The following is a 24,847-nucleotide window of genomic DNA, read 5'->3' as shown; positions in this document are numbered from 1 at the left end:
TCGCGCACTGCGCGACTCCGCTACGCCGACCCGCTCACTCGGCCAGGTCGAGCACCGGGGTGGGGCGACGGAAGCCGCGGGTGACCACCAGCAGCCACACGAAACCGAGGGCCAGCCAGATCAACCCGAGCACCAGCGTCATCCCCGACAGGCTGGTCCACAGCCACGCCGTCAACAGGAAGCCCACCCCCGGCGCGATCAGGTTCAGCGCCACCCTGGAACGGTCCCGCAGGTCGACGAAGAAGTGCTTGATCACCGACAGGTTCACCGCCGAGAACGCCACCAGCGCACCGAAACTGATCAGCGACGCGAGGGTGGCCAGATCGATCACGATCGCCAGCAGCGACACCACACTTACCACCAGGATGGCGTAGACGGGCGTGCTGAACCGCGGGGAGATGTGTCCGAACAGCTTGCGCGGCAGGATGCCGTCGCGGCCCATCGCGTAGAGGATCCGGGCCACCGACGCCTGCGACGTCAACGCCGACCCCAACGCGCCCGCGACATAGGCGGCGGTGAAGAAGTTGTTCAGGAACTGCCCGCCCGCGGCGACCATCACGTCCAGCGACCCGGAGTCGACGTCGGCGAATTCATTGGATGGATACACCAATTGACCCACATAGGACAGCAGGATGAAGATCAGGCCCGCGGAGATGGTGGCGATCATGATGGCCCGCGGCACTCCGCGCCGGGGGTCCTTGGCTTCCTCCGACAGCGTGGACACCGCGTCGAACCCGAGGAACGACAGACACAGAATCGCCGCACCGGCGAGCACCGGACCCAGGCCGGTGGCCGTGCCGTCGCCGGTGAACGGCGCCGCCAGGTCGACGCTGCCGCCGGCGAACGTCTCGCCCAATGCGAGCACGACGAACGTGACGATGAAGATCGCCTGCACGGCGATGATCAGGAAGTTGGCCCGCGCCACCGACACGATGCCGACGATGTTGAGCACGGTGACGACACCGATCGCGACGAGCACGATCACCCACTCGGGCAGCGCGGGCAGCGCGGCATTGAGATAGATGCCGATGACCAGATAGTTGATCATCGGCAGGAACAGGTAGTCCAGCAGCAGCGACCACCCCGCCAGGAAGCCGGTCGGGGCGCCGAACGACTTCTGGGTGTAGGTGTAGGCCGACCCCGCCAGCGGGAACGCCGCTGACATCCGCGCGTAGGACAACGCGGTGAAGACCATCGCCACGAGCGTCACCACGTAGGACAGCGGCAGCCGGCCCCCGGAGGTCTCGGTGACGATGCCGTAGGTGGTGAACACCGTCAGCGGCACCATGTACACCAGCCCGAACAGCGCCAGCGAGGGCGTGCCCAGCGCACGCTTCAGATGCCCCTGGGAGGCGTCAACGCCGGCCGTGGCAGGCTGGGTTGGCTTGGTCATGACTCTGCCCTTCCGTTGTCGGCCTCATAGACCGGTTCGCCCTGCAGATAGGTGGCGCGGACGCCGATGTGCGGGAGCTCCAGCGGCGCGGTCCGGCGGGGGTCGCGGTCCAGCCACACCAGGTCGGCGGCTGCGCCGGGAAGTATCCGCCCCCAGCGGTTCTCGGCGAATGCCTGCGCTGCGACCGCCGCGGTGTAGGCGCTCAGCGCCTGCTCGACGGGCAGGATCTCCTGCGGCGTCCACCCGCCCTCGGGTTCACCGTCGGCCGTGCGCCGCGACACCGCCACCGCGATTCCGTCCAACGGCGCGCCGGAGGAAACCGGCCAGTCCGACCCGAAGCTCAGTGCCGCGCCGGAACGCTGCAGCGTCGCGATCCGGTACTGCCGGTCGGCCCGCTCCTGACCGAGCCGCGGGATGGTCAGCACGGTCATCAACGAATCCAGCTGAGCCCACAGCGGTTGCATGTTCGGGATGACGCCGAGACGGGCGAAGCGGTCGATGTCGGTGTCGTCGACCAGCTGCGCGTGCGCGATGACCGGCCGCCGGTCCCGCGGACCGTTTCGCCGCACCACCTCGTCGATGGCGTCGAGAGCCTGGCGCACCGCGGCGTCGCCGATGGCGTGGATGTGGATCTGCAGGCCGAGTTCGTCGACCCGGCAGGCCGCCTCGGCCAGCGCATCGCCCTCCCAGTTGCGCATGCCGCGGTTGTCCCCCGAATGGCTGTGCAGGCCCGAACAGTACGGTGCCAACAACGCGCCGGTCTCGTTCTCGACCACGCCGTCGGCGAAGAACTTGACCGTGTGCGCGGTCAGCAGCTCGTTGCCGGCTGCGTCGGCCCGGCGGCGCTGTTCGGCGAACTGGGTGACCTGCTCGTCGAAGTGCCGCGGATCGGCGTAGAGGGCGAGGTTGAACCGCATCCGCAAGGCGCCCTGGCGCGCGGCCGCTGCGTAGGTCTCGACGTCGGCCGGCTCCACCCATGCGTCCTGCACCCACGTCACCCCGCGCGCCGCGTAGTAGTCGGCGGCCGTGCCCAGCGCCGCGATGCGGACCTGCTCGTCGCGGGCCGGCATGACGCGCATCATCAGGTCGGTGGCGCCCCATTCGCGCAGGGTGCCCAGCACCGAACCGTCCTCGCGGTGCGGGATCTCGCCCAGCGGCGGGTCGGGGGTGTCGGCCGTGATCCCGGCTCGTTGCAGGGCAGCCGAGTTGCACCACAGCGTGTGATAGTCCCAGGCGCGCAACACGACCGGACGGTCCGGTACCGCGGCGTCCAGCCAGCGCGCGTCGAACAGCCCGTTCGGGGCCAGGCTGCCGTCGTAGGAGGCGCCGACGATCCACTCGTCGTCGGGGTGTGCGTCGGCGTAACGCCGGACCGCGGTGACGATCTCGTCGACCGAGCCGCAGGCCCGTACGGCGGGTCCGACGGCCTCCAGACCCCCGTAGAGGGGGTGGGCGTGACCGTCGCCGAACGACGGCATCAGGAAGCCGCCACCCAGGTCGACGACGTGCGCGTCGTCTCGCTGCGCCGCCCGCCCGGTGGCGGTGACGACGCCGTCGGTGACGAGCAGTGCGTCGGTGTCACCGTCGCCGGTCCAGATCGTGCCGCCGGTGAACAGCGTCGAGCTCACTTGACCACCGCCGTCCGCCGGTGTCCCGCGCCGTAGGGGCGTTGCGGGTCAACAGGTTCGGTGAGGCTTCGATAGGTGTCCGGGCGGCGGGTGAGCAGGAACGGGAACAGTTCCAACCAGTCACGGCGCTGGTCGAGATCCAGGTCGGCCACCAGCACCGCCTCCTCGTCGCGGGGTGCCTGCACCAGCACCCGGCCGTACGGATCGGAGATGAACGACGAGCCGTAGAACGTGACCGAGCCCTCGTCGCCCACCCGGTTCGGCACCACCATGAACAGCCCGCTGCTGATGCCGTTGGCGACGATGACCTGCTGCCACAGCGGGCGGGTGTCGAAGTCGGGGAACACCGGTTCCGACCCGATGGCGGTCGGGAAGACCAGCAGTTCGGCGCCGCCGAGCGAATAGCTGCGGGCCACCTCGGGGAACCATTCGTCCCAACACGTCGGCAGGCCGATCCGCGCGCCCAGCCCGTCGGGTTCGTAGACCGGGTAGGGGTCCCCGGCGGGGCCCGGCCGGAAGTAGGTGTCCTCGTAGTAGCCGGCGGAGATGGGGATGTGCAGCTTGCGGGTGCGGGCGACCAGGTTCCCCGCCGGGTCCACCAGGATCGCGCTGTTGAAGCCCAATCCGTCTGGGCCGGGCGCCTTCTCGTAGAGCGAGGCGTGAACGAAGATTCCATGGGTCCGCGCCGCGTCGGCGGCCAACGTGACGGTGGGCCCGCCTGCGAGGTCCTCGGCGAGCGCGTCGGGGTCGGCGCCCCCAGGCTGGTCGGCGGGGTAACGCAGCAGCGTGATCTCGGGCAGGAACACCGCCGTGGCGCCCTCCGCGGCCGCCCGGTCGATACCGGCGCGCAGTGTGGCGGCCAGTTCGTCGGCGTCGGGCCGCCAGCGGTGCTGGACCAGTCCGACGCGCAGCGGCGCTCGCTGCGACTCGGTCGAGCGCGACAACGGCGGGGGCGCGGTGGCGGTCAGGGTGAGCATCCGACTCCTAAAACGAATGAAGTTCGTTTATTGTGAACTGGGTCACCGGCGAGCGCAAGAGGAGACAGCATGGGACGACCCCGCACGCCGTTGCTGTCCGCCGACCGCATCGCCGACGCCGCGCTGGAGCTGGTCAACGCCACCGGTGGATTCACCATGCCCGCGCTCGCGGCCCGCCTCGGAGTGCGGCCGTCCTCGCTCTACAACCACGTCGCCGGGCGCGACGCGATCGTCGAACTGCTGCGGGAACGCGCGATGTCGGAGGTGGAGCTGCCCAGCTGCGACCCGGGCCAGCCCCCGCGTCCCTGGCGCGAGGCCGTCGCCGACATCGCCCGCTCCTACCGGCGCAGCTACTCCCGCTACCCGCGGTTGATCCCGCTGTTGACCGCGTATCCGGTCAACAGCGCATCGGCGATCACGATGTACAACACGCTGGCGGTCACGTTGGTACAGGCGGGTTTCGACCACGCCGACACCCTGCGCGTGATCACGCTGATCGACTACCTCGTGCTCGGTTCGGCCCTCGACGTCGCCGCCCCGGAGGAACCGTGGCTCGCCAGCGCAGAGGTCGGCCCGGAGTTCGCTGCCGCGCTGGCGACGGCCACGCCCAATCCGCACCGCGCCGACGACGCCTTCGAGTACGGGCTTTCGGTGCTGCTGACCGGGCTCGAGGCATAGGCTGATGCCATGGCCGACGAGCTCAGCGGTGAACGTGACTTCAACCAGCGCAACATCGACGAGTTCCGCGCCAACGGCGGCAAGGTCGGAGGTCAGTTCGAGGGATTTCCGTTGCTGCTGCTGACCTCCACGGGGGCCAAGAGCGGGCAGCAGCGCATCAATCCCGTCGCCTACTTCGACATCGACGATCGCCTCTACATCGTCGGATCCTCTGCCGGTCGCGACTCGGACCCCTCCTGGGCGTTCAACATTCGGGCCCACCCGCAGGCCAGCGTCGAGATCGGGGCCGACCCGCCGCGCCGCGTCAGCGTGCGTGAACTGCCCCGCGACGAGAGAGACCGCATCTACCCGGTGATCACCGAGCGCGCGCCCGGCTTCGCCGAGTACGAGACCCGCACCGACCGCGTCATCCCCGTCTTCGAACTGCTGCCCGTCGACTGACGGGAATGTGACGCGCGTCGCCGCGGTTGGCACCCGGTATGGCGACGATGACCCCTGCCGAACGAGAGCGCTACCTGGCCGACGTCCATGTCGGCGTGATTGCCGTCGAGCGCCCGGAGCGTGCCCCGCTGGCGGTGCCGATCTGGTACGGATATGAGCCCGGTGGTGAGGTGCTGCTGTGGACCGACGCGGACTCGTTGAAACACAAGCTGATTCGATCAGCCGGCCGTTTCGCGATCACCGTGCAGGACGAACAGCCGCCCTACAAGTACGTCACCGCCGAAGGCGACGTGACGTCGATCGACGCGGCCGATGCCGCCGAAGTCCGCGCCCTCGCCGTCCGCTACCTGGGCGAAGAGGCCGGCGGCCAGTTCACCGATGAGAACCTGGGCCCGTCGTCGGTGGTCATCCGCATGCGCCCGCAACGCTGGTTGTCGACCGACTACAGCAGATAGCGGCCGGCTGGCTCTACAATCTCCCGACAACGTCGAGAGGGGGCCGGGTGGCGCATCGAGGAGTTCTTCCGGTTGTGGCAGCGGTGGTGCTCCTGACGGGATGCGGTGGCCCGCAGCCGGCCGAGCCGCCGCCTCCGACGGCGCAGGAGAAGGTGGCCGACGGCGGCGCCGAAACGGACACCGACGACTCCCATGCCGAGGACACCGGCGAGATGGTGGTCAGCTATGAAGACGCCACCACCGCGGAAGCGATCAACGGCCGTGCGCTGCTGCAGGACAACACCGTGCTCGAAGACCTCGCCGAGGACGTGAACGACTCGTTGTGGCTGCCGTATGACATCCCGGTCATCGGCGCGCAGTGCGATGAGGCCAACGCGTTCTGGGATCCGGAGGAGAAGTCGATGACGATCTGCTACGAAGACGCCGACCTGAGCCAGCAGATCTTCCGCGACGCCGGCGACGACGATCCCGACGCGTCGGCGATCAACGCCGAGATCGCCACCTTCTACCACGAGCTCGGCCACATGGCGATCGACCTGTACGACCTGCCGGCCACCGGCCGCGAGGAGGACGTCGCCGATCAGCTCGCCGCCTACGTGCTGCTGCAGCCCGGCGAGGACGGCGCACCCGACCCCGAATCCGTCGCGGCGGTCAAGGATTTCGCGCGGGAGTTCGGTGCCTACGGGCAGCGCCGCGGCGACGCCGGGCTGGACGACTTCGCCGATGTGCACTCGCTGAGCGAGACGCGGATGTTCAATCTGCAGTGCTGGATCTACGGCGCCGACCCCGACGCCAACGCCGACCTGGTGGCCAGCGGCGAGCTCCCCGAAGACCGTGCCGACGGATGCGACGACGAGTGGGCCAAGCTCGACCGCGCCTGGAGCACCCTGCTCGAGCCGCACGTCCGGTAGCGGCTTAGCGCGACGCACCCTCGTTGAGACTGCGTCCACGGTGGAGGTCACTCGAACTTTCCCGCGGTGGACGCAGCCTCAACGGATGTCGCTAGGCCGGCGCCGGAGCCGGTGGTGGTGGCGCGGGAGCCGGTGGTGGCGGCGGTGGCAGTGCAGGAGGCGGCGGTGGCGGTGGCGGCGCGGTCAGCAACCGGACGATGTCGGGTTTCATCGCTTGCAGCTGCGCACCCCAGTAGCCCCAGCTGTGGGTGCCGTTGGGCGGGAAGTTGAACACCGCGTTGCGTCCGCCCGCCGCGAGGTACTTGTCGCGGAACTCCTTGTTGGTGCTCAGCGTGATGTTCTCCAGATACTGCGCGCTGAACCGGGTGCCGAAGTCACCCCCGCCGCCGTCGAGATCCGAGGACACCCCGTTGCCGCAGTAGATCCACAGCGCGGTGCGGTTGGCGACCAGCCGGTTGACGTTGACCGTCGGGTCGTTGCGCTGCCAGGCTCCCGAACCGGGCTGGCCCCACATGTCGTTGGAGTCGAAGCCGCCCGCGTCCTGCATCGCGAAGTCGATCAACGTCGGCCACAGGCCCTGCGACGGGGCCAGATATCCCGACAGCGACGCGGCGAACTTGTACTGGCGGGGATACCACGCCGCCATCGTCAACGCGGCGCTGCCCGACATGGACAACCCGACCACCGCGTTGCCGAACGGATCCTGGCCGCGGTTGGCGGCCAGCCACTCCGGCAGCTCACGGGTCAGGAATGTCTCCCACTTGTAGGTCAGGGTTCCGGCGCGGCCCCGGGCGGGTCGATACCAGTCGGTGTAGAAACTGGACTGGCCGCCGACCGGCATGATCACCGACACCCCGGACTGGTGGAACCACTCGAACGCCGCGGTGTTGATGTCCCAGCCGTTGAAGTCGTCCTGCGCGCGCAGGCCGTCGAGCAGCAGCACCGAATGGGGTCCGCCGCCCTGGAACTCGACGCGGATGGTGCGGCCCATCGACGGTGACGGCACGTCGAGCTGCTCGATCGGCAGGCCCGCCGGGGAGAAGGCGTACCCGGTCGGGGCGGGTGCTGCGGACAGCGCCGCGGACATCAGCAGCGTCGCCGCGGCCAGGCGTGCGCAGGCGCGGGAGAACCGCAGCCGTAGGGAGGTCACGCCTGGCGAAGCTAGCAGCGCGTCGTGGTGGGGCCGCAGAACGCGCGGGCCGGTGACCGCCTTGTTACCGAGCTGTTGTCTCGGCGGATCCGGCGCGCAATGCGACACCGTGGGTGCCTGGGCGCGCCGAATTCACCGGTAGGCACGGGCCAGCGGCGACAGCGACTCGGGAGTCAGCGGTTCGGTCAGCATGACCGGTGACTGGGCCATGAAACGCGGTGTGCAGCCCCGGTGTTCGTCGGCCGCGTGCACGGTGAACGGGTGCAGCAGATACACGTCACCGGGCACCCCGGTCGCGTGGTGCACCGGCCGGGCACTGCTGGCTGCCTCGGCCAGGGCAGCGGCCTCGGCGGCGTCGAGCAGGTCGTCCCCGAGCGCTGCAGCGGTGTCACGATGCGAGCCCGCCCGGATTCGCGTCGGCGCGTCGTCGACGGTCACCTCCGACAGCAGGGTCAACACCAGGACGGTGTGCGGGCGGGCGCTGACCGCCCACAGACCGTCGGACTGCGGAGTGTTCAGGTCGAGATGCCAGCCCCGGTCGTCGGCGGCGGGGGACACCGGGAAGCGCACAGGGATGTTGCCCAGCGAGCCACGCGGCACCCAGCGACCGACACCGCACACCCCGTCCAGTCCCGCGGCCAACACCGGGTTGTGAGTCAACCCACCGAACGGGCCGGCTCCGGTCAGGTCGGCGGCCCACCGCACGGGCGCGGTCCACGAGGACGGGTCGTCGGGGGACAGCCCGAGCTGCGCCCACAGCACCGACCGGGCGGCGTCGGCGATCTGCCGCGGTGCCGCGCCGGCAAGCTTGACGTAACCGTCGGCCGCGAACCTCTCGACGTCGACCATGCGGGCAGCGTGGCACGCGCAGACATCGCCGCGCCAACGGTTTTCCGGCGCGCAATGCGACACCTGAGGTGCCTGCGCGCGCCGGATTCACTCCGACGCGGGGCGGGCCAGTGCAAAGCCGGCGCAGGCGAGCACCGATGCGACCACCATGACCACCGCGAGCGGCTGGGCGGTGTGCTCACCACCGATGCTGACCAGTGGCGAAACCAGCGCGGCCAGCAGGAACTGGGTGGCCCCGAGCGCGGCCGAGGCGGTGCCGGCAGCGCGTGGTGCGGCCGACAGGGCCAGCGCCGTGGTGTTGCCGAAGATCAGGCCCATCGCGGCCACCGCGGTGAACAGCGGCAGTGCCAGCCACCCGGCCGGCGCCGGCGATATCGCGAGCGCCCACACCACCACGCTGGACACGACGATCACCACGAGGCCGGCTCGGGCCAGGGCGCGTGGTTCGGCGCGCGCGGTCCAGCGGGCGCTGAGCGCGCTCATCAGCAGCAGGCCGAACGCGTTGACCCCGAACATCATTCCGTACTCGGCCGAGCTCAGACCCATCATCGTCTGGTAGACGAATGGCGACGCGGAGATGTAGGCCATCATGACCGCGAAGGCGAAGCCGAAGGCGATCAGGTTGCCCAGGTAGCTGCGCCCGGCCAGTTCGCGCAATGGCGAACCGGCTGCGGCCGTCTGGTCGCGAAGCCTGGCGCGGCGCTCGCTGGTGTGCGTCTCGCGGACCACGGCGAGTACAGCCACCAGCATGAGGACGACCAGACCGAGAATCACCGCCAGCGCCCCGCGCCAGCCGAGCGGCTCGACCAGGAACCCGCCGGCCAGCGGAGCGACGATGGGGGCGACGCCGGCGACGATCATCATCAAGCTGAACGCGCGTGCGGCGTCCCGGCCGGTGGCCAGGTCGGAGATGATGGCCCGACCGATCACCATGCCTGCCGCTCCGGTCAGGCCCTGCGCGAACCGGGCGGCGACCAGAACCTCGACCGACGGGGCCAGCACCGCGGCCAGGCTCGCGAGCACACAGACGGCGGCACCGATCACCAGCGGCCTGACCCTGCCGAAGCGGTCCGACAGCGGACCGAAGACCAGCTGCCCGCTGGCCAACCCGAGCAGGAAGGCCGTCAGGGTGAGCTGCACAGCGGTCGGCGAGGTGTGCAGGTCGGTGACCATCGCCGGGAATGCGGGCAGATAGAGGTCGGTGGCGAACGGGGCGACCGCGGACAGCAGCGCGAGGGTGATGAGCAGCCCCGCGCTCAGCCCGGGCACGGTGTCGCGCCGCGAATCGACAGCAGTGCTCATGAGGATCTCCAGGTGATTATCGAAACATAATTATCAGTAAATAACTATCAGGTAGGGTGGCTCTGTGCAAGCCAGACGACCGCGTGGTGATCAGCTCGCCGACCTCGCCGACCTGGTGATGACGGTCTCTCGCGCGGTCAAGGCCCACGTCGCCGATGAACCGTCGGTCTTCGAGCTGTCGGTGACCGAAGTGACGGTGCTGCGCTACCTCGACCACCATCCCGACGTCAGCCCCAGCACTGTCGCCGCGGCGACCGGTCTGCAACGCAGCAACCTGAGCCGTGCTCTGCGCGATCTGGAATCCAAGGGGTTGGTCCGCCGCTCAGTCGACCCGGCCGACAGCCGTGGTGTGGTGGTGCGCTCGACCGAGCTCGCCGCCGAGAACCTCACGACCCTGCGCGGCATCTGGGCCCGGTTGCTCGGCGACGCACTGGAAGCCTCCGGCGAACAGCACGACATCGCGTCCGCGGTCGCGGTGCTGCGTGCGCTCGAACGCGGCCTCCACGCGTGAATCCGGCGCGCTATGCGACACCTGGGGTGCCTGCGCGCGCCCGATTCGCCAGGAGCTAGAGGTCGACCGACATGGGGCCGACACCCCAGATCTCGTCGCAGTACTCCTTGATGGCACGGTCGGAGGAGAACTTGCCGCTGCGCGCGGTGTTGCGGATCGACATCCGCGACCACGTGTCCCGATCCAGCCAGGCCCGCGACACCTCGTCCTGGCAGTCGACATAGGCGCGGTAGTCGGCCAGCGCCAGGAACGGGTCGTGGTGGATCAGGTTGTCGACGATGGGGCGCAACACCTCGGTGTCGCCGTGGGTGAACTCTCCGCGTGCGATGAGTTCCAGCACGGCGGCCAACTCGGGATCGGACTCCACGTAGCTCAGCGGCCGGTAACCCTCGGACTTGACCTTCTCCACCTGGCCTTCAGTCAGGCCGAACAAAAAGAAGTTCTCGGCGCCGGCCTCCTGGCGGATCTCGACGTTCGCGCCGTCGAGTGTGCCGATCGTCAGCGCTCCGTTGATCATGAACTTCATGTTGCCGGTGCCCGAGGCCTCCTTGCCCGCAGTGGAGATCTGCTCGCTCAAGTTCGCCGCCGGATAGACCAGGTGGGCGTTCTTGACGTTGAAGTTCGGCAGGAACACCACCTTCAGGCAACGGTTGACGTCCGGGTCGTTGTTGACGGTGGCGCCCACCGCGGTGATCAGCCGGATGATCCGTTTGGCCATGAAGTATCCCGGCGCGGCCTTGCCGCCGAAGATGAACACCCGCGGCGGAACCGACAGGCCCGGGTTGGTCTTCAGGCGGTGATACAGCGCGATGATGTGCAGCACCATCAGGTGCTGGCGCTTGTATTCGTGGATCCGCTTGACCTGCACGTCGAACATCCACGTCGGGTCCAGCTCGATGCCCGTCGTCGCGTGCACGTACTCGGCCAGGCGGGACTTGTTGGCGCGCTTGACATCCCGCCAGCGCTGCCGGAACGCCGGATCGTCGACGAACGACTCCAGGCCGCGCAGCCGGCCCAGATCGGTGATCCAGCCGGGCCCGATGGTGTCGTCGAGCAGCTCGCGCAGGCCCGGGTTGGCCAGCGCCAGGAACCGTCGCGGCGTCACCCCGTTGGTGACGTTGCCGAAGCGTTCCGGCCACATCTCGTAGAAGTCCTTGAGCACGCTGGCCTTCAGCAGCTCCGAATGCAGCGCCGCGACCCCGTTGACCGTGTGACTGCCCACCGTGGCCAGATGCGCCATCCGGACGCACTTGCCGTCGTCCTCACCGATCAGCGACATCCGCCCCACCCGCTCCTCGTCACCGGGAAAGCGCTCGCGCACCTGCTCGAGGAACCGCTCGTTGATCTCGTAGATCAGTTCCAGGTGCCGCGGCAGCGCCTCACCGAAGATGCGCAGCGGCCACGTTTCCAGCGCCTCGGGCAACAGGGTGTGATTGGTGTAGCCGAACGTGCGCACCGTCAGATCCCAGGCCGCATCCCAGGACAGCTGGTAGTCGTCGATGAGCAACCGCATCAGCTCCGCGACTGCGATCGACGGGTGGGTGTCGTTGAGCTGGATGGCCCACTTGTCCGGCAGCGCCGACAGCGGCAGGTGCGCGCGCTGCAGGTGGATGTTGAGGATGTCCTGCAGCGAGCACGTCACGAAGAAGTACTGCTGCAGCAGCCGTAGCCGCTTACCGGCCTCCGGCTCGTCATTGGGGTAGAGCACCTTCGACACCGTCTCGGAGACGACCTCCTCGTCGACGGCCTTGTAGAAGTCGCCGGTGTTGAACGCATCCAGTGCGAACGACTCGACCGCCCGCGCGCTCCACAGCGTCAGCGTGTTGCAGGTGTTGACGCCGTAACCCTGGACCGGGGTGTCGTAGGAGACGCCCTTGAGGACCCGCTGCGGAACCCAGCGCACCCGGAACCGTCCGGTGACGTCCTCGTAGGTCTCGGTGTGACCGCCCCAGTTGACGGTGTAGGCGGCGTCCGGCTTGTCGATCTCCCACGGGTTGCCGTGCACCAGCCAATTGTCGGTCTTCTCGACCTGCCAGCCGTCGGCCAGTTCCTGCTTGAAGATGCCGAACTCGTAGCGGATGCCGTAGCCGATCGACGGGCGCTCCAGCGTGGCCATCGAGTCCAGGTAGCAGGCCGCCAGCCGGCCCAGCCCGCCGTTGCCCAGGCCCGGCTCGCCTTCACAGTCGAGGATGACGTCGAGGTCCTGGCCGAGGTCGGCCAGAGCCTGACGCGCCTGCGCCTCGATGCCCAGATTGAGCAGGTTGTTGCCCAGCTGCGGGCCCATCAGGAACTCCGCGGACAGGTAGCAGGTGACCTTGCACGACAGGTCCAGCCAGTCCTGGGTGGTCGCCATCCAGCGCTTCTGCATGCGGTCGCGCACCGCCAGCGACAGCGCCTTGTAGTAGTGCTCGGGGGTGAGCACCGCCGGCGGGCGGGCGATCGAATAGACCAGGTGATCGGACACCGCGGCGCGCAACGCGTCGGCGGTCATGCCGGAACGGGTCTGTCCGGTGGGGGCGAGGTTGGCGCCGTTGTGGTCGGTGGAATCTTCCGGCGTGGAGGTCACGACGTCGGTCACTGCGTCTCCTGGTATCCGAGCCTGCGAGCGTGGACGCGTCATTGTGTCGCGCGCGTGTTTCCCGACAAAGTCGGGAATGTGAACTCCGCGCTAGCCTCGGATGGGCAGTCGGGGGATTGCCGAGACGAATATTGACGCGGTTGACTAGACGCATGGCAGCGGGCGCCGAAGCAGACGGCTGGTGGGCCGGTCTGCGTGCCCGCGTGCGCGGTGGTGGTTTGCGCGCACCCGTGCGCGGTGCTGGTTTGCGCGCACCCGTGCGCGGTGCTGGTCTGCGCGCACCCGTGCGCGGTGCTGGTCTGCGCGCACCCGTGCGCGGTGCTGGTCTGCGCGCACCCGTGCGCGGTGCCGACCTGGTTCCCCCTCTCTGGCAGCTCATCGGCTGGACCGCCGCCGTCGCCTCCGCGTCCTATCTGGTGCGCTGGCTGGCCAGCGTCGACGCGCGCACCTTCACCGTGGTCTGGCTGGCCGCAGCGCCGCAGTTGGTGGCGCTGTTGACCTCCCGTCGCCGGCACTGGCCGGTGTATCTGCTGGCATTCGCGGTGACGCAGTACCTGCCGGCCTGGCTGCTGCTCGGCCAGCGCCCGGAGCTCGCCGCCCTGTCCACTGTCAGCGCGGTGCTGTTCGCCGCGACCGTCCTGCACCCCGACCGGGACTGGGTGTTCGGGCGCAGTGATTCAGTGCGCAGCTGGCGGCGCTTCGTCATCTACGCCGTGTTGGTGGCCCCGATGCTGGCCGGACTGATCGGCGCGGCCAGCGTGCTGGTGCACCAGCAGGGAAACCCCGACCCGCAGAGCCTCGCGCGCACCGCGCTGATCTGGTACCTCGCCGAAGCCGTCGGCATCGCGTTCCTGACCCCGGTGCTGCTGCGCTGGCGCCGATACTGGCGGCGCTACACCGGACGGCAACTGATCTCCACCGCCGGGCTCACGCTGCTGATGTTGGGCCTCGGCGCGGTGGCGGCCTCCGAGTCGAACTTCCTGCTGATGTTCCTCACCGGCGTACCGGCACTGCTGATGCTCATCGAGTTCGGCATCGCCGCGGCGTTCTGGCAGTTGGCGGTCGGCGCCGTCATCATCCTGGGCACCACCTTCGCCGGGCGCGGACCGTTCATCGCCACCGCAGACACCGCGACGCAGGCGATGATCCACGCCCAGGCGTTCCTGCTCGCCGGGTACGCGATGGTGGTGATCGTCGCCGCGGCGCTCGAGGAACGCAACCGGCTGTCCGCCCTCGACCACGTCAGCCGCGAGATCTACGACCTCGTCGCCGATCTGACCGGTGACCTGGTGCTGGTGCTCGACCCCCGCGGCGACGTGCTGCACCACGCCTACACCGGCCACACCCACCTGGACCTGCCGCAGGGCCGGATCAGCCGGACCGAATGGCTCGAGCATGTCCATCCCGAGGACCAGCACCTGATCACCAACCGGATGGCGTCCCGGAGCGAAGGGGTGTCGCTGCCGTTTCGCGTGCGCTCCCGCGAGGGCGGATGGCGCTGGTATGTCGTGCACAGCCGGCGCGCGGCGCACGGGATGTCGGCGGCCATCCTGCGCGACGTCACACTCGAACGGGAAATGCAGGAGTCGCTGACCGACCTGGCCAACTCCGATGCGTTGACCGGCCTGGCCAACCGGCGCGGGCTGACCCAACGGGCCCGCGAGATCTGGCTGCGCGCCCACGAACTCGACCAACCCCTGACAGCACTGTTCGTCGACGTCGACCACTTCAAGGCGTTCAACGACGAGTTCGGCCACCAGGCCGGTGATGCGTGCCTGCGCGACGTCTCCGACGTCCTGCAGAATCTGGCCGCCCCGGAGACGTGTGTGGCCGCGCGGTACGGCGGTGAGGAGTTCGCCGTCGTGCTGGCCGGCTGCGACGACCCGTACACGTTCGCCAAGGGGGTGGCTGCGGCGATCCGCGCGCTCGGAATCGACCATCCGGCCTCGCCGTGCGGCGTCTTGACGATCAGCATCGGGGTCGCGACCGCCTACCCCCGCACCGTGCACGGCGTGGACCCGGACGCCGCGGTGGGCCAGGTGCTCGAGCGCGCCGACCAGGCGCTGTACGTGGCGAAGTCGCAGGGCCGCAACGCCATCGCGCTGGCCCGCGACGAAGCGCTAGTCGGCGAGCAGGTTCACCGCGCCGGCGAAGAGGCGCGGGAAGCGGGCGGCGGCGGGCACGACGACTGAGCGCAGCGGCGACGTGCCGACGGCCAGCATGCCCTCCGTGAGCAGCCGGTAGCGACGCGTGGCCCGGCGCCACTGCTGTTCGTAGTCCTGCGGACGATCGGCCACCACGCTGTCGACCAGCAGCCGCGACGCCGCGAACGCCAACCCGAGCCCCTCACCGGTCAGCGCGTCGACGTAGCCGGCCGCGTCCCCGACCAGCAGCACCCGGCCCGCGGTGCGGCGGTGGACCCGCTGCCGCAGCGGACCGGCCGCCCGGTCGGGCCCGTGCACGTGCCCGTCCAGACGGTCGCGCAACGTGGGGAAGGCGGCGAGGTGCTGCTCGAAGCGTGCCTGCCGGGATGTCAGGATCGCGATGCCGACGCAGTCGTCGGCGACCGGCGTGAGGTAGGCCTCGGTGTCGGCCGCCCAGTACACCTCCACGAACTCGCTCCACGGTGCCACCGCGACATGGCGTTTGAGGCCCCAGCGCCGCGCGCGGCCGGCCGGGCGCTCGAGGTGCAGGCTCGCGCGGATCGGGGAGTGCAGGCCGTCGGCGGCAGCGACGTAGCGGGCGCGGAGGTCTGCCCGCGTGGTGTGCACCGTCGCCGCGTCGTGGTCCTGGCTCACCTCGCGCACCGAGTCCTGCACGATGTCGACCCCGGCGGCGACCGCTGCGTCGAGCAGCGCGGCATGCAGCGTGGTGCGGCGCACGCCCAGCCCGGCCCCCGAGTCGAACTGCGCGGTGACCTGGTGGCGCGCGTCGAGGTAGGACACCCCGCGAAACGCCCTGCCCGGCGGGGCCACGCCGAGCAGTTCCAGCTGCCGGGTCGCGTGCGGCATCAGGCCCTCGCCGCACGCCTTGTCTATTGGGCCGGAACGCTTTTCGACGACGGTGGTTCGCAACCCCGCCCGGGCGGCGTGGATGGCGGTGGCCAGACCGGCCGGGCCACCGCCGACCACCGCGAGGTCGATCACGTCGGCGGCCTCTCACCGGTGTCCAGTGACCGCAGCGCATCATTTTCCACCGAGATCCTGGTTCGCAGCAGCGCGGCGTTCAGGACGGTGAACACCAGCGCGGTGAGCCACGCCGTATGCACCAGCGGCAACGCGATCCCCTCGACGATGACGGCGACGTAGTTGGGGTGCGACAGGAACCGGTAGGGCCCGCCGGTGATGCGCCCGGCGCCGGGGACGACGACCACACGGGTGTTCCACTGGCGGCCCAGAGTGAGAATGCACCACCAGCGCAACGCCTGAGCGGCCGCCACGAGCGCCAGCATGGGCCAACCCAGGGCGGGCAGGAACTCGCGGTGCGCGGCCTCGAGCAGACAACCGGCCAGCAGCGCGGTGTGCAGCACCACCATCACCGGGTAGTGGCCGGCGCCGAACTCGACGCCGCCGTGTTGTCTGCTCCACGCCAGGTTGCGTTGCGAGACAACGAGTTCAGCGACTCGCTCGACGGCGATGAGGGCGATCAGCAGGGTGTAGGCCAGCATCGGGATCCTCAGCGCCAGCGCAGCAGCACGAGTTCGGAGCAGAAGCCCGGGCCCATCGCCATCAGCAGCCCGGGGCGGCCGGCCGGCGGTTTCTTCGCGCGGGTGTCACGCAACACGTGCAGTACCGACGACGAGGACAGGTTGCCCACCTCGGCAAGTGAACGCCATGTCAGCTCCAGCGCGTCGTCGGCGAGACCGAGCGCGGCGGTGATCGCCTCGATCACCTTGGGGCCGCCGGGGTGGGACACCCACGCGGCGATGTCGCCGAGGGTCAGGTCGTGGTCGGTGAGAAAGCCGCTCATGTCGTCGGCCAGGTACCGGTCGATCAGCTCGGGCAGGTTCGGGGACAGGATCAGCTGCAATCCGGCCGGGCCGACTTTCCAGCCCATCGTGTCCAGCGAATCCGGATACATCCGGCTGCGGGAGTCGAGCACGTCGGGTCCTGCGGCGCCGATTTTTTCGGCGCGGCGTTCACCGGCGGCGATCACCGCCGCAGCGCCGTCCCCGAACAGCGCACTGCCGACCAGGCTGGCCATGGTCGGCTCGGCCGCGGTGTAGGTGAGCGAGCACAGCTCCACCGACACCAGCGCGGCGACGTGATCGGGCGCACCGCGCAGGTAGTCGTGCATGCGGGCGACCCCCGCGGCCCCGGCCACACACCCCAACCCGAACAACGGGACCCGGCGCACGTCCGGGCGAAGACCCAGCCGGCCGGCGATCCTGGCGTCCAGCGAGGGCACCGCGATGCCGGTGACAGTGGTGGTCATGATCATGTCGAGGTCACCGGGTCCGAGGCCGGCCTCGTCCAGCGCGGCGGAGAGCGCCTCGCAGGCCAGCTCGACCGCATGCTCGAGGTAGAGGTCGTTGGCCGCACCGAAATCGGTCAGCGTCGGGTAACGCTCCAACGGCAGCACGAAGTTGCGGGTGGACACCTTCGCGTGTGCGTGCAGGCCGCGCACCACGTCGCCGAGATCGGCGAACGCGGGCACCGCGAGGAAGGCCTCGGTGATCTCGTCTTGGCGGTAGCGGTGTTTCGGCAGTGCTCCCTGGACACCGGTGATGACGCTGATCGGGTTGCCGGAAGTGGGGCTCATGTGATGATCCGTTCGGACTTCTCGTCGGGGACCTCGGTGTGGGGGTCTTCGGGTTCCGTGGTGCCGGGGAGCTGGGAGAGGGGCGCTGCGGGTTCGTCGGCGATCCCCAGGCGGTCGTGCACCCGTCTGAGCCAGCGCGGCGCCCACCAGTTGGCGCTGCCCATGACGTGCATGAAGGCGGGCACCAACACCATCCGCACCAGCGTGGCGTCGGCGAGGACGGCCAGCGTCAGCCCGAGGCCGAACATCCGCATCACCGAGGTACTCGCGGCGATCAACGCTGCGAACGAGATCGACATGATCAGCGCGGCCGCGGTGATCACCCGGCCGGTATGGGCGATACCGAGCGCCACCGCCTCGTCATTGGACATGCCGGGCCTGAGCCAGAACTCGCGGATGCGCGCGACCAGGAACACCTCGTAGTCCATCGAGAGGCCGAACGCGATGCAGAACAACAGCACCGGCATGTTGGCCACCAGGGTGCCGGTGTGGGTGGTACCGAGCCCGCCGAGGTGGCCGTCCTGGAAGATCCACACCAGCGCACCGAACGCCGCGGTCAGTGAAAGCATGTTCAGCACCAGGGCTTTCAGCGGCACCACGACGCTGCCGGTCAGCAGGAACAGCAGGCCGAACATGATGACGGCGATCAGGCCGAGCACCAGCGGCAGGGTGGACGTGATCGCGTTCACGCTGTCGCGGTTGGTTTGTGCGGTACCGGTGAACTCGACGGTGCGCCCACCGGGCCCGGCGACGTCGTGCATGCGGTCGAGCTGAGCCTCCGAGGCGTCGGAGAACAACGGCGCGGTGGTGGTGACAGTCAGGAACATGCTGCCGTCGCGTGCGGCGGTCGGCGCGGTCGGCGGGCCGGTGCGGCTGCCCGCGACGAAGGTGCCGGTCGGCGCGGACACCGCGGCGACGTCGGCAACCCGTGACAGATCGGCGGCGTAGCCGGACACCTGCTCGGGGGACAGACCGGCGTTGTCGGGGACGACGACGGTCACGGCGGTGTCGGAGTTGGCGGCGAACTGCTCGCGCAGCTGATCGCCGACCTGATGGGCCGAGGCCGACGGCGGCAGCACCCGGTCGTCGGGGAACCCCCAGCGGACTCCGAGGAACGGTGCCCCGAGGACGAGCAGGAGCGCCACGACGGCCAGGCCCAGTGGCAGCGCCCGGCGCATCACGCCGTGCGCGCAGCGATACCAGAACCGCTGCTGCACCGGCACCGGATCGGGGTCGGGGCGGCGCAGCAGGCGACGGGCCAGGCTTGCCACGTTCAGCGAGTCGATCCGGTCGCCGAGCAGCACGAGGGCGGCGGGGGTGATGACGACCGCTGCCGCGGCGGCGAACGCGACGGTGGCGACCCCGGCGTAGGCGAAGGACTTGAGGAAGTGCATCGGGAACAGCACCATCACCGACATCGACAGCGCCACGGTCGTCGCCGAGAACAGCACGGTGCGGCCGGCGGTGTTCATCGTCCGCGAGAGTGCGGTGGCGCGGTCGGCGCCGCCGGACAGTTCGTCGCGGTAGCGGGAGATGATCAGCAGCGTGTAGTCGATGGCCAGCGCCAGGCCCATCGCCGCGGCCAGGTTGAGCGCGAAGATCGAGACGTCGGTGGCGAATGTGACCACGCGCAGCACCGCCAGTGCGCCGATCACCGCCATGGCGCCGATGGCCACCGGCAACGCCGCGGCCAGGAGCCCGCCGAACACCCACACCAGGACCAGGAAGCTCAGCGGGATGGCGAGCGACTCCATCAGCAGCAGGTCACGCTGGGACTGCTCGGTGATCTGCACGTTGACCATCGCGGTACCGCCGGTGCGCACCGAGACGCCATCGCGCTCGCCGCTGACCCGCTCGGAGATGTCCTTGGCGTAGGTCTGTTGCTGCGCTTCGGTGCCGGTGATGCCCGCGACGATCAGTCCGGCGGTGCGGTCGGTGCTGATCAGGTCCGGTGTGACGGGGGTGGACCAGGCCGAGGAGATGTCGGCGACGTGCGGATTGTCGTCGAGTGCGGTGACGATGTCCTGGGCCGCCGTGCGCGCGGCGGGGCTGTCGACCCCGTCGGGGGACGACACCACGATGACCATCTCGACGTCACCGCGACCGAAGCGCTCGGTGAGTAGCCGTGCCGCGCTGGCGGACTCGGAGCCGGGGTCCTGAAAACCGCTGGGGGAGAGGTGATTGGCGACGGGCACGCCGAACACGGCCAACGCAACCGTCAGCACGGCCGCGGCGGCGATGATGCGTCGCGGCGCGGCCAAGGCCAGCACTGTCATTCGATGCAGCAGGGCAACCTCCGCTCCTTGACGGCGCCCGAATTTACGCTACCGCAAGCCCGCGCGGGGGCTCACCTCATCAGCGCCCTGTCAGCATTTGGTCAGGGAAGCTCGAAATGCTGGTAGTCCAGCGGGGTGCGCCAATGGCCGCCCCACGTCCAGCCGCGGTCGGTGAACGCGAGCACCGCGGCGTCACCGTCGTGCAGCATGCCTGGTTCGGTGCGGGTGCGGTCGACCCACCGAGCGGCGTTGGCCGGCTGGTAGTCGCCGCGGCGATCCACGAAGGGGTTCAGCCGCGGGTTGACGTCGATCGCCCGGCCGTAGGCGTGATACGACCACTGCCCGGTTCCGGGAATGTCGCGGCAGTTGAACGCCGAGGTGTTGTTGTCGCGCATCGACAGCTCGTCGTCGGCGTCGGGGTAGTTCTCGACCGTGCGCATCCGCTCGATGGGATAGCCGATGCGGTAGAGCTCGGCAAACACGTCGATGACCTCGCCGGTCAGATCCTCGTGGACCACCAGCTGGCCGCGGTGGGTCTGCCCGTCGAAACCCCGGTAGTCAAGTTCGACCTGTCGTAACCGCTCCGGGGGCAGGGGGCAGCCCGCTCTCCAGGTGCTGCCGAGGTCAGCCGCCGTGACGGAGCTGATCTCGGCCGGGCCGGCAGTCGGCGGAGGCGGAGTCTGCGGCGGCCGCGGAACGGTGCGGAACGTCTCCGGTGCCGGCTCGGCTGCCGTCGGGGTGGCCGGTGATGGCGTGGCCGGTGACGGCGTGGCCGGGTGCCCCCGATCGGGCGCGCACTGCACCAGCGCTGCCGTCACGGCCACCAGCGCGGCCAGCCTCGCGATCACCATCGGACCCAACGTACCGAAGCATCCAGATCCGATTAGCACCGCTAATCAGTTCTGTTAGTAGGGCTTTCGAAATCGTCGCCAAGGTCACAAACTCGGGCGCATCGGTGTGATCTGCGCCATGCCCGGGTTATAGTGTGTCCGCAGTCACAGAAAGGGCGGCCATGGTTGGAATTGGCGAAGGCGCGATGATCCCGCAGCACAGCGAGACTCCTCGGCCGACACACGCTTCCCACTCGGCCAACTGGCTGCTCGCCACGCTGCTGAGCCTGATCCTGATCGCCGCGATCGCCGGCGTGGTCGTGGCACTGTCCAGCGGTATGCCCACGGTCGCGATCGTCGTCGCGCTCGTCACCGGGGCCGTGTTCGCCGGCGTGCTCTGCTAACGCTGCAGAAACCGCGCAAGGCTGTCGTCGGGCTCGTCCCACCAGGTGGTGCTCGGTGTCGGTCCCACGCTGCCCGTGCACGGTGAGGCGAACGACTTGTCACGGTAGCCGGTGATGCTCTCGTCCTTGTCGTGCTCCCACTCGATGAAGTGTTGCCTGACCAGGTCGAGATCGAACGACGGATAGTCGGTCAACGTCATCAGGTCGCGCACGTACTCGGTCTGGAAGTCGATCTGCTCCATGATGCTGTCGACCTGGGCGTACCGGGCCCGCCACGCAGCCACGTCGGCCGCCATCTCCTGCGGCGACGGCAACGGCAACCGGCCCAGCACGAGGTCGCGGGCGACGAACGCCTGAGCGTCGAACATGGTGAACGTGTAGTACTGGTCCTGCATGCCGAGATACATCAACCGCGGGTTGGCGGCCCAGGCCACACCCTTGTACAGGCCGTCGGGGTAGAGGTTGTTAGGGGTGCTCAGTCGCAGGTCCGGGTCGATGAACGGGAAATGGTGCAGGTAACCGGTGCACAGGATGACCGCATCGACATCGCGGCTGGTGCCGTCGGCGAAATGCGCTGTGCGGCCCTCGAGGTGGCGTAGCGAGGGAACCTCGGTGATGCCGTCGGGCCAGTCGAAACACATGGCGGCGGTGCGGTAGGCCACGGTGATCGACGCAGCTCCGTACTTCAGCGCCTGCAGCGCGATGTCCTCGGCCGAGTAGCTGCTGCCCAGTATCAACAGATCCCTGCCGGTGAACTCGGCGGCGTCGCGGAAGTCGTGGGAGTGCAGGATGCGCCCGGGAAATCGGTCGAAACCGGGATACTCGGGCACGTTCGGGGTGGAGAAGTGTCCGGTTGCGACGATCACATGGTCGAAGGACTCGGTGCGCAGCACGCTGCCCCCGGACGGTTCCCACGTCTGCACCGTCACCTCGAACATCCGGGTGGATCCGTCGAACGACACGGCGCGCACCGGGGACTCGAATTGGATGTACTGGCGCACATCGCTTTTCTTCGCGCGGCCGACGATGTAGTCGTAGAGCACCTCGCGCGGCGGGAACGACGGTATCGCGCGGCCGAAGTGTTCGTCGAAGGTGTAGTCGGAGAACTCCAGGCACTCCTTGGGCCCGTTGGACCACAGGTAGCGGTACATGCTGCCGTGCACGGGATCTCCGCGCTCGTCGAGTCCGGTGCGCCAGGTGTAGTTCCACAACCCGCCCCAGTCGCTCTGCTTCTCGAAGCACACGATGTCACCGATGTCGGCACCCGCCAGGCGGGCCTGTTCGAAGGCATGCAGTTGGGCGAGACCGCACGGGCCTGCGCCGATCACGGCGGTTCGGGTCATGGTTCCTCCTGGTAGTCGACGAGTGGGCGGTGTCAGGAACGGGGCCGGGTCTTGTCCGGGTCGTAGAACGGCAACGTGGTGACGGTGGCGCCGAGCCGCTTGCGGTGCCCGTCGAGCTTGCCGACCTCGACGCGGGTGCCGGCCGTCGCGTGCTGAACAGCGATGCGGCACAGCGCAATACTGGACCCCAGTACCGGAGAGCGGGCGCCGCTGGTCACCACCCCGACCTGGAATCGACCGACGTGCACACAGTCGCCGTGCCCGGCGACCTCGTTGCCGTCCAGCAGCAGCCCGACCAGGCACCGCTGCGGGTGCGCCTGGCGTTCGAGCAGAGCGGCCCGTCCCACGAAGTCGTCGTGTTTCGACCTCAGCGGCACAGTGAAACCGATGCCGGCCTCGAACGGGTCGGTCTGGTCGTCGAACTCGTGGCCCGCGGCGACCAGTCCCGACTCCACCCGCAACAGCTCCAGCGCCTCGAGACCCAAGGGGGTCAGCCCGTACGGCTGCCCGGCTTCCCACACCGCGTCCCACACCGTCTCGGCGGTGTCGGGGTGCATCCACAGTTCGTAACCCAGCTCGCCGGTGTACCCGGTGCGCGAGATGACCAGCGGCACTCCGTCAGGCCCGCCGAGCCGGCCGATCAGGAACCGGAACCACCCCAGCTCGGGCAGCGCGGGCTGGGTCGGCGGCGTCCAGATCAGCTCGGCGAGCAGGTCGCGGCTGAGGGGCCCCTGGACGGCGAGGTTGTGCAGATGATCGGTGGAGTCCTTGATCCACACCTGAGAAAGACCCAGCCGGTCGGCCTGGCTACGCAGCCACTGGCCGTCGTAGGGGTCGCCGCCGACGAGGCGGAAGGTGTTCTCGCCCAGCCGCAGCACGGTGCAGTCGTCGATCACACCCCCGGCCTCGGTGCACATCGCGGAGTAGACGACCTGCCCGCGCGCCAGCCGGCGGATGTTGCGGGTCAGCGTGGCCTGCAACAACGCTTCGGCATCGGGGCCGAGGATTTCGAACTTGCGCAGCGCCGACAGGTCCATCACCGCGACCCGTTCGCGGCATGCCCAGTACTCGTCCTGGGGGCCGAAGTTGTCGTACGCGGTGGGAAGCCAGTAGCCGCGGTACTCGCTGAACTGTTGCGTCAGGGCACGGGTGCGTGCCGCGAAGGCGGTCGGCTTGGTGAGTACCGTGTCGGCGTCGGGCGTGAGCCGATGTCCCAGCGCCACGGAGAACCTCCTCGTGGAGTCGTAGACGCGGACGTGGATGTCGGTCGGCATCCAGCCGTTGGACGGGTCGATGTCGTCCGGGCAGGCCGACGAGGCGCACACCAGATCGGTACAGGCCCGAAACAGCACGTAATCGCCTGCCCGGGACCACGGTTCGTCGGTGACCAGCTGCTGGTCGGCGTCGAAGGCGGTGTTGTAGAACAGGTTCAGCGCCGGCCAGCCGGCGCGCGCTGTCACCCCGAACCGCGACAGCGTGGCGTTGAAGTTGTCGGTGCAGTTCACGTGGCCCGGGTAGCCCAGGTCGGCGTAGTACTTGGCGGTGCACGCCAGGGCGAACGTATCGTGGCGACCCACGGTGTCGCGGACCACCTCGACGAGGGGACGGGCTCGCGGGTCGAAGAACTTGCCCGCCAACCCCGGTCGCGGGTAGGCGCCGCCCCCGACGGTGCGCGTGGTGGTGGCGTCGAGGCCGTACTCGGTGCCGTCGTGCAATGCGCGGGCGTCGAAGGCCAGGAAATCCGAGCACTGCCTGCCCTGGACATCGATGACCTGGATGAACTGTCCGGCGCGAACCTCGTAGGCCGAGGCGGTCATGGCGTCGATGCGCATGTCGTACAACGGTTCGGCCAGCGGCTCGGGCAGCTCGGCGACTTCGAGGCGGCGCGGGTCGGCGCGGCGCACCTCCACCCAGACCTCCGACGGCGGGTTCGGGTCCTCGGCCGTCGGCGACATCGGCGCACCGGGTGCGGCGACCAGCACCACGGCGTCGGCGCCGACGGTGAAACCGGCCCGCGCACCGGCGGGCGAGCGACCGTCGAACAGCCGCGTCGCCACCGCGGCCGGCGGGTCGATCCGATACTCGGACAAGAGCGTCAGGATTCGCGCCGCCGCGCAGCCGTCCTCGCTGGGCCCGGCGGACAGTCGCCGCAGGACACTGGCCGGGGCGTCGGGTGCCGTGCCGGGCACCGCGGCGGGATCGGCGGACAACACGGTCAGTTCGGCCGGCTGACGGCCATGCGGGTCGATGACGTCGAGGCGGTCGCCGCCGCAGACCCGCAGTGCGGTGACCGCCCCCGGGCGGACTCGGAACCGCTCGACCGGGTCGTCGAGGCCGGCAGGTGCGCGCATTCCTGCTGC

The 24,847-nt window shown here is 69.3% G+C and carries 21 protein-coding genes; 7 read left to right on the top strand and 14 right to left on the bottom strand.

All coding sequences use genetic code 11. The annotated features are described in order from the left end of the window. Positions 1-34: 34 nt before the first annotated feature. Genes J3476_RS01705 through J3476_RS01695 form a run of 3 tightly spaced genes read right to left on the bottom strand, consistent with a single transcriptional unit; the run spans position 35 to position 3,998 of the window. Positions 35-1,393, bottom strand: a complete 1,359-nt coding sequence (locus tag J3476_RS01705) for an APC family permease (protein ID WP_207064885.1) — start codon at positions 1,391-1,393, stop codon at positions 35-37. After that, positions 1,390-3,021, bottom strand: a complete 1,632-nt coding sequence (locus J3476_RS01700) for an amidohydrolase (protein WP_207064884.1) — start codon at positions 3,019-3,021, stop codon at positions 1,390-1,392. Before J3476_RS01700 ends, J3476_RS01705 begins: the two co-directional genes overlap by 4 nt. Continuing rightward, positions 3,018-3,998 carry a nitrilase-related carbon-nitrogen hydrolase gene (locus tag J3476_RS01695; RefSeq protein ID WP_207064883.1) on the bottom strand — a complete coding sequence of 327 codons (981 nt, stop codon included), beginning with the start codon at positions 3,996-3,998 and terminating at the stop codon, positions 3,018-3,020. Before J3476_RS01695 ends, J3476_RS01700 begins: the two co-directional genes overlap by 4 nt. Positions 3,999-4,067: 69 nt before the next feature. Here J3476_RS01695 and J3476_RS01690 point away from each other — a divergent pair, with 69 nt between their 5' ends. Genes J3476_RS01690 through J3476_RS01675 form a run of 4 tightly spaced genes read left to right on the top strand, consistent with a single transcriptional unit; the run spans position 4,068 to position 6,483 of the window. After that, entirely contained in the window at positions 4,068-4,676 is a 609-nt protein-coding gene (locus J3476_RS01690; RefSeq protein ID WP_207064882.1) for a TetR/AcrR family transcriptional regulator, read from the top strand. A gap of 9 nt (positions 4,677-4,685) precedes the next feature. After that, on the top strand, positions 4,686-5,117 hold the full coding sequence (locus tag J3476_RS01685; RefSeq protein WP_207064881.1) for a nitroreductase/quinone reductase family protein: 432 nt from the start codon (positions 4,686-4,688) through the stop codon (positions 5,115-5,117). Positions 5,118-5,155: 38 nt separating this feature from the next. Then, complete coding sequence (locus J3476_RS01680; protein ID WP_207064880.1) at positions 5,156-5,572, top strand: pyridoxamine 5'-phosphate oxidase family protein; 417 nt, start codon at positions 5,156-5,158, stop codon at positions 5,570-5,572. Positions 5,573-5,619: 47 nt separating this feature from the next. Then, complete coding sequence (locus J3476_RS01675) at positions 5,620-6,483, top strand: DUF4344 domain-containing metallopeptidase (RefSeq protein WP_286182501.1); 864 nt, start codon at positions 5,620-5,622, stop codon at positions 6,481-6,483. 91 nt (positions 6,484-6,574) lie between these two features. On the opposite strand, the gene J3476_RS01670 is transcribed toward J3476_RS01675, so the two are convergent. The 3 genes from J3476_RS01670 to J3476_RS01660 form a co-directional block, all read right to left on the bottom strand. Further along, positions 6,575-7,570, bottom strand: a complete 996-nt coding sequence (locus tag J3476_RS01670) for an alpha/beta hydrolase family protein (protein ID WP_207064926.1) — start codon at positions 7,568-7,570, stop codon at positions 6,575-6,577. Positions 7,571-7,765: 195 nt separating this feature from the next. Next, entirely contained in the window at positions 7,766-8,482 is a 717-nt protein-coding gene (locus tag J3476_RS01665; protein ID WP_207064878.1) for a phytanoyl-CoA dioxygenase family protein, read from the bottom strand. An 87-nt stretch (positions 8,483-8,569) separates the two neighbouring features. Further along, entirely contained in the window at positions 8,570-9,784 is a 1,215-nt protein-coding gene (locus J3476_RS01660; protein WP_207064877.1) for a multidrug effflux MFS transporter, read from the bottom strand. A gap of 64 nt (positions 9,785-9,848) precedes the next feature. On the opposite strand from J3476_RS01660, the gene J3476_RS01655 reads away from it, so the two are divergent. Then, positions 9,849-10,295 (top strand): MarR family winged helix-turn-helix transcriptional regulator, encoded by a 447-nt coding sequence (locus J3476_RS01655; protein ID WP_207064876.1) that lies wholly within the window; start codon positions 9,849-9,851, stop codon positions 10,293-10,295. 55 nt (positions 10,296-10,350) lie between these two features. On the opposite strand, the gene J3476_RS01650 is transcribed toward J3476_RS01655, so the two are convergent. Next, entirely contained in the window at positions 10,351-12,786 is a 2,436-nt protein-coding gene (locus J3476_RS01650; protein WP_286182511.1) for a glycogen/starch/alpha-glucan phosphorylase, read from the bottom strand. A gap of 239 nt (positions 12,787-13,025) precedes the next feature. Between J3476_RS01650 and J3476_RS01645 the strand changes: the two genes are divergently transcribed. Further along, on the top strand, positions 13,026-15,065 hold the full coding sequence (locus J3476_RS01645; RefSeq protein ID WP_207064874.1) for a diguanylate cyclase domain-containing protein: 2,040 nt from the start codon (positions 13,026-13,028) through the stop codon (positions 15,063-15,065). Here J3476_RS01645 and J3476_RS01640 read toward each other — a convergent pair. The 5 genes from J3476_RS01640 to J3476_RS01620 form a co-directional block, all read right to left on the bottom strand. Then, positions 14,994-16,019 (bottom strand): NAD(P)/FAD-dependent oxidoreductase, encoded by a 1,026-nt coding sequence (locus tag J3476_RS01640; RefSeq protein ID WP_207064873.1) that lies wholly within the window; start codon positions 16,017-16,019, stop codon positions 14,994-14,996. The two genes, J3476_RS01645 and J3476_RS01640, sit on opposite strands and share 72 nt — an antisense overlap. Further along, entirely contained in the window at positions 16,016-16,540 is a 525-nt protein-coding gene (locus tag J3476_RS01635) for an isoprenylcysteine carboxyl methyltransferase family protein (protein ID WP_207064872.1), read from the bottom strand. The genes J3476_RS01640 and J3476_RS01635 overlap by 4 nt, the downstream gene beginning before the upstream one ends. Positions 16,541-16,548: 8 nt before the next feature. Further along, positions 16,549-17,610, bottom strand: coding sequence for a type III polyketide synthase (locus tag J3476_RS01630; protein WP_286182510.1), 1,062 nt, complete (start codon positions 17,608-17,610; stop codon positions 16,549-16,551). A gap of 20 nt (positions 17,611-17,630) precedes the next feature. Further along, positions 17,631-19,922 (bottom strand): MMPL family transporter, encoded by a 2,292-nt coding sequence (locus J3476_RS01625; protein WP_207064925.1) that lies wholly within the window; start codon positions 19,920-19,922, stop codon positions 17,631-17,633. Between the two features lie 89 nt (positions 19,923-20,011). After that, a complete protein-coding gene (locus tag J3476_RS01620; RefSeq protein WP_207064870.1) occupies positions 20,012-20,761 on the bottom strand; it encodes a M15 family metallopeptidase in 750 nt (249 codons plus the stop codon). Between the two features lie 161 nt (positions 20,762-20,922). Between J3476_RS01620 and J3476_RS01615 the strand changes: the two genes are divergently transcribed. Then, positions 20,923-21,144, top strand: coding sequence for a hypothetical protein (locus tag J3476_RS01615; protein ID WP_207064869.1), 222 nt, complete (start codon positions 20,923-20,925; stop codon positions 21,142-21,144). Here the strand turns inward: J3476_RS01615 and J3476_RS01610 are convergent. Both J3476_RS01610 and J3476_RS01605 read right to left on the bottom strand, forming a co-directional pair. Beyond that, entirely contained in the window at positions 21,141-22,487 is a 1,347-nt protein-coding gene (locus tag J3476_RS01610; RefSeq protein WP_207064868.1) for an NAD(P)-binding domain-containing protein, read from the bottom strand. The two genes, J3476_RS01615 and J3476_RS01610, sit on opposite strands and share 4 nt — an antisense overlap. 32 nt (positions 22,488-22,519) lie before the next feature. Further along, positions 22,520-24,838 (bottom strand): DUF1989 domain-containing protein, encoded by a 2,319-nt coding sequence (locus J3476_RS01605; RefSeq protein ID WP_207064867.1) that lies wholly within the window; start codon positions 24,836-24,838, stop codon positions 22,520-22,522. Positions 24,839-24,847: the final 9 nt, after the last annotated feature.

Source organism: Mycobacterium sp. PO1 (assembly GCF_017312405.1).
Taxonomy (GTDB): domain Bacteria; phylum Actinomycetota; class Actinomycetes; order Mycobacteriales; family Mycobacteriaceae; genus Mycobacterium.
This window is presented reverse-complemented; position numbering and strand designations above follow the sequence as displayed.

Coding starts and splice junctions, on each gene's coding strand:
- J3476_RS01705 (WP_207064885.1), bottom strand. CDS start 1,393: ATGACCAAGCCAACCCAGCCTGCCACGGCCGGCGTTGACGCCTCCCAG.
- J3476_RS01695 (WP_207064883.1), bottom strand. CDS start 3,998: ATGCTCACCCTGACCGCCACCGCGCCCCCGCCGTTGTCGCGCTCGACC.
- J3476_RS01690 (WP_207064882.1), top strand. CDS start 4,068: ATGGGACGACCCCGCACGCCGTTGCTGTCCGCCGACCGCATCGCCGAC.
- J3476_RS01685 (WP_207064881.1), top strand. CDS start 4,686: ATGGCCGACGAGCTCAGCGGTGAACGTGACTTCAACCAGCGCAACATC.
- J3476_RS01680 (WP_207064880.1), top strand. CDS start 5,156: ATGGCGACGATGACCCCTGCCGAACGAGAGCGCTACCTGGCCGACGTC.
- J3476_RS01670 (WP_207064926.1), bottom strand. CDS start 7,570: ATGTCCGCGGCGCTGTCCGCAGCACCCGCCCCGACCGGGTACGCCTTC.
- J3476_RS01665 (WP_207064878.1), bottom strand. CDS start 8,482: ATGGTCGACGTCGAGAGGTTCGCGGCCGACGGTTACGTCAAGCTTGCC.
- J3476_RS01660 (WP_207064877.1), bottom strand. CDS start 9,784: ATGAGCACTGCTGTCGATTCGCGGCGCGACACCGTGCCCGGGCTGAGC.
- J3476_RS01650 (WP_286182511.1), bottom strand. CDS start 12,786: ATGACCGCCGACGCGTTGCGCGCCGCGGTGTCCGATCACCTGGTCTAT.
- J3476_RS01645 (WP_207064874.1), top strand. CDS start 13,026: ATGGCAGCGGGCGCCGAAGCAGACGGCTGGTGGGCCGGTCTGCGTGCC.
- J3476_RS01635 (WP_207064872.1), bottom strand. CDS start 16,540: ATGCTGGCCTACACCCTGCTGATCGCCCTCATCGCCGTCGAGCGAGTC.
- J3476_RS01620 (WP_207064870.1), bottom strand. CDS start 20,761: ATGGTGATCGCGAGGCTGGCCGCGCTGGTGGCCGTGACGGCAGCGCTG.
- J3476_RS01615 (WP_207064869.1), top strand. CDS start 20,923: ATGGTTGGAATTGGCGAAGGCGCGATGATCCCGCAGCACAGCGAGACT.
- J3476_RS01610 (WP_207064868.1), bottom strand. CDS start 22,487: ATGACCCGAACCGCCGTGATCGGCGCAGGCCCGTGCGGTCTCGCCCAA.
- J3476_RS01605 (WP_207064867.1), bottom strand. CDS start 24,838: ATGCGCGCACCTGCCGGCCTCGACGACCCGGTCGAGCGGTTCCGAGTC.